This window comes from uncultured Leptotrichia sp., from assembly GCF_938036635.1.
GTDB classification, from domain to species: Bacteria; Fusobacteriota; Fusobacteriia; order Fusobacteriales; family Leptotrichiaceae; genus Leptotrichia; species Leptotrichia hongkongensis.
Window position 1 is genome coordinate 1 of record NZ_CALHQO010000463.1, and the last position, 3,659, is coordinate 3,659.

Genomic DNA, 3,659 nt, shown 5'->3' on the forward strand with positions numbered 1-3,659 from the left:
CGCCAACCATAAAAAAAGTTAATTGATCAGAATAGGCTTCTTCATCAGAAATTCTGTATTTTTCTAGCAAACCATTTCATTTTATCTGTAAACGGAAGATATTCAGTCCCCCAGCATACATCAGCACCAATAAACAGTTTTAATTCCGGCATATATACACATGCCTGACCTTTTGCATGTCCATCTATCTCAACCATAAGCATAGATGAATCAGAAAATAAATCAAAACTATTTTTATACAAAAACAACTTGTTTTCCTTATAATTTTCCTTTCTTATCAATGTCAATCTATTTTCAAAATCATCTGGCAGAAGTTCATTAAAAATCAAAAAATTATCTTTTTTTGACTTAAAACTATTATAGCAAGTCTCAGTTAATATTAAATTAGAGTTTGGAAAAAATTTCAATCCTCCAATATGATCAGGATGTAAATGTGAAACAATTATATATTTTATTTCTTCTATACTTATACCTTTTTTTCTAAGCTGGTAATCAATTGTATCTTCTTTTTTTAAGGTTATCGGATTGGGAAATCTATACAAAAAATATTTAAATTTGTTTTTTAAAATATCCATAGAATAACCAGTATCATAAAGAATATAGCCCATTCTTTTATGCTTTATCAAAAACACTCCCGCATAAAAATCAACCACTGTCTTACCAAAACCTTTAAAAACCTTCTTTAAATCATTTGTACAATAGCCGCAGGCAAAATATTCAACTTTTTCTATCATTTTCTCTGATGTGCTTAACATATTTTTTTACTCCTTCAAGGACAGATATTTGGGGATAGTATCCTAATTCTTTTTTTGCCTTGTCGATATTCAAAGTCTGGCTGTATTTCATTAAATATAGCGTATATTTGGTAAGAGGAGGCTCTTTTTTAATTCCGAAAAGTTTATAAATTTTTTCTAAAATTGAAACTAGAATTAAAATTAGTCTGTAGTTCCATTTTAAATATTTGCCTTCTGTTCCCATCTCGTTAAAGAACAATGTCAAAATTTCCTTAAATTCTATCGGCTCATCATTTGTTATATTATAAGTCTGTCGTGAATACTTTTCATTTTCTAGTGCCAGCCTTAAAGCATAGGCAACATTTTCAACACAAGTTACATCGACTTTTTGTTTTCCATCAGCAAAAAGAGGTATTCCCATTTTTTTATTCAAATCTAGAAGTCTTGGAATTATGCTTGTATCTCCAATTCCAAATAATCCACGTGGGCGAATTATCATATAATTTAGCTTGGAATTCTTGATTATATTTTCTGCCATAATTTTACTTTTTATATAAAAATTAAGGTTATTATCCTTTGGAGCCTCATTTTCCTTAACATCTAGCTGATCCTTTGCCCCAGCATATATGCTGGGAGATGAAACAAAAACTAATTTTAGGCCTTGCTTCTCACAAATTTCAACAATATTTCGAGTTCCTAACACATTTACCTTATAAAAATTGTTCCATTTACCCCAAACTGTAGATAATGCCGCAGCATGAATTACCGCACTGCATCCTTGCAAAGCTCCTAGCAAATCTTCCTTATTTTCTATATCTCCCTTAAAAAACTCAACATTACTGTCAATCAAAATCTTGCCAATTTTCTCATTTCTTCCAAATGCAACAACCTGATAACCATTATTTTTTAATTCTTCAACTATATATTTTCCTAGAAAACCAGTTGCCCCTGTGATTAAAACCTTCATCGCTATCCTCCTTTTAACAGCCTGTCAATTTCTTTTTTCAACATTTCACTTGGTAAATAATTATTAAATTCTTTTGATAATTTTTCCAAATTGTTCCATTCTTCTCTTTTTAGCATTTTCTTAAAAGCCTTTAAAATGGACTTTCTTGATTTTAATTTAGCTGGTATTCCAATTTTAGCTAAATCGACCCTTACTGCATAATCAAACTGGTCATAATCATGAGGAACAATAACAGCAGGCTTGTTATATTTTATACAGGAATAAAGTATTCCTGCTCCGCCATGATGAATAACATAATCTATCTTAGGCAAAATTTCATCATAATCTAAATAATGGTAAATGTGTAAATTATTTTCCTTTACAATACCCTTATCTTTTTCTAAATAACTTCCCAACGAGACTACGAACAGAAATTCAGGATAGATTTTTGAAAGTTCTTTTGCCAGCTCGATTATTGATTTTTTAGCCCATTTTAGATGCGTTCCGTTAGTTAAAAATACAGTTTTTTCAAATTTCTTATTATTTTCAAATTGCACACTATTTTTAAAAAGGGACGAACAGCAAGGCCCAGCCCAAGAAAATTGACTTGGAAAATCATCTCTAAATTCAATTTCTTTCATGCCTAAACCTAATATAGAATATGGAGAATAAATATTTTCTTCACCTTTTTCGTTGTACAAAGTGAAATTAAATTGTCTTAATTGATTTTTTAAAATAAAACAAACCATTCTTTTAAAATTTCTGACAACGTTTCTTGCTATACTATCTCTTAGTTTGAATAAAAAATTATCTCTTGGATATAGTCCTCCCATATAAGCAGGAGTTGTTGTCCTGCTTTCTATTGCAAATGGCGTTGGAATGCTTGTAATCCAAGGAATATTATTTTTTTTGCACACAAATCCTGCTGGAACGGCTGTAAAATCTGCTATAACTATGTCAGGCTTTCTTTCAGAAAAAAAATCTTCCATTTCTCTTATTATTTCTGGCATAAGTCCCATATTTTCTTTAAATTGCTTATACATAATCCAAAGATTAGTCTGTTTATCAGTATCAGATATTTTTTCAAAGATAGCAGGCTTATCTCTAAGAAAAACTTTTACAGGAAATCCAAGTTTCTTTACAACTTTCTCTTTTTGACAACCTGTATAAATACAGATATTGTATTTGTCCTTTTCCTTTAATAGAGGGAGAACTAACTCTAAAGCTGGATAGAGATGTCCGCTAAAAGGAGGGGCAACAACTGCAATTTCAATTTTTTCCTTGTAAGTATTCATAAATTATTTTTTTTACCTTCCTATCCTTAAAATATTCCAAATGTCCACAATTTACAATTCTATCAGTCTTGTGAAAATCTAGAAGCCAGCTGTAAATATCTAAACTTCCCTTAATAACTACTGTATTTTTCAAGTTTCCATAACCTTTCGCTACAGGTCCTAAAGCAAACATCGTAATATTCCCATTATCATAATTTGCTAAATCCATAAATTTATTCCAAACATTTAAGCCTGAGCTTAAAGAAATAACTATCACATCTTTTAAATGCTTAACAGGCTCTAAATGCCTTAAAATTTCCTGTTTAAATTTTTTATTAAAAAGAGTGCCAGAATAATAAACAATATTTGATAAACTTGCTTTAAAAATACTGATATCTTCATATTCATCATGTTCAAAGTCTTCATTATATGGAAAATTTGAATTTATAATTTTATATCCAAATTGCTGAAAAATATTTAAAAGGAGAGAAAATTTTATGGAAACTAAATTATCAATTAGGAACAATCAAAGTGAGATATCACAAATTATACAAGATTCAAATAATATGTATTTATCAGTGTTACATGCAGCAGGGTTACCGACAGACAATGTTTTATCTTCGTTAGACGAACGAAAAATTGCAATAACAAATCTTCCGTTTGTTATAGATAAGATGAATAATGAGCTGATTAGGGAATCGTATT

3 protein-coding genes and 2 pseudogenes are annotated in these 3,659 nt (G+C 29.7%); 1 reads left to right on the forward strand and 4 read right to left on the reverse strand.

The annotated features are described in order from the left end of the window. Positions 1 to 53: 53 nt before the first annotated feature. The 4 genes and pseudogenes from Q0370_RS09135 to Q0370_RS09150 all read right to left on the reverse strand — a co-directional run. Positions 54 to 755 (reverse strand): annotated as a pseudogene (locus Q0370_RS09135) (MBL fold metallo-hydrolase); the annotation flags it as partial. After that, positions 718 to 1,701 carry an NAD(P)-dependent oxidoreductase gene (locus tag Q0370_RS09140; RefSeq protein ID WP_299574934.1) on the reverse strand — a complete coding sequence of 328 codons (984 nt, stop codon included), beginning with the start codon at positions 1,699 to 1,701 and terminating at the stop codon, positions 718 to 720. The gene Q0370_RS09140 and the pseudogene Q0370_RS09135, both read right to left, overlap by 38 nt. A gap of 2 nt (positions 1,702 to 1,703) precedes the next feature. After that, positions 1,704 to 2,975, reverse strand: a complete 1,272-nt coding sequence (locus Q0370_RS09145) for a glycosyltransferase (RefSeq protein ID WP_299574935.1) — start codon at positions 2,973 to 2,975, stop codon at positions 1,704 to 1,706. Continuing rightward, a pseudogene (locus Q0370_RS09150) lies at positions 2,950 to 3,435 on the reverse strand (hypothetical protein); the annotation flags it as partial. The gene Q0370_RS09145 and the pseudogene Q0370_RS09150, both read right to left, overlap by 26 nt. 16 nt (positions 3,436 to 3,451) lie before the next feature. Between Q0370_RS09150 and Q0370_RS09155 the strand changes: the two are divergent. Beyond that, a partial coding sequence (locus Q0370_RS09155) for a hypothetical protein (protein WP_299574937.1) occupies positions 3,452 to 3,659 on the forward strand: 208 nt, incomplete at its 3' end.

Excerpts from the sequence above, each read along its gene's own strand:
- Q0370_RS09140 (WP_299574934.1), bottom strand. The coding sequence starts at position 1,701 with ATGAAGGTTTTAATCACAGGGGCAACTGGTTTTCTAGGAAAATATATA.
- Q0370_RS09145 (WP_299574935.1), bottom strand. The coding sequence starts at position 2,975 with ATGAATACTTACAAGGAAAAAATTGAAATTGCAGTTGTTGCCCCTCCT.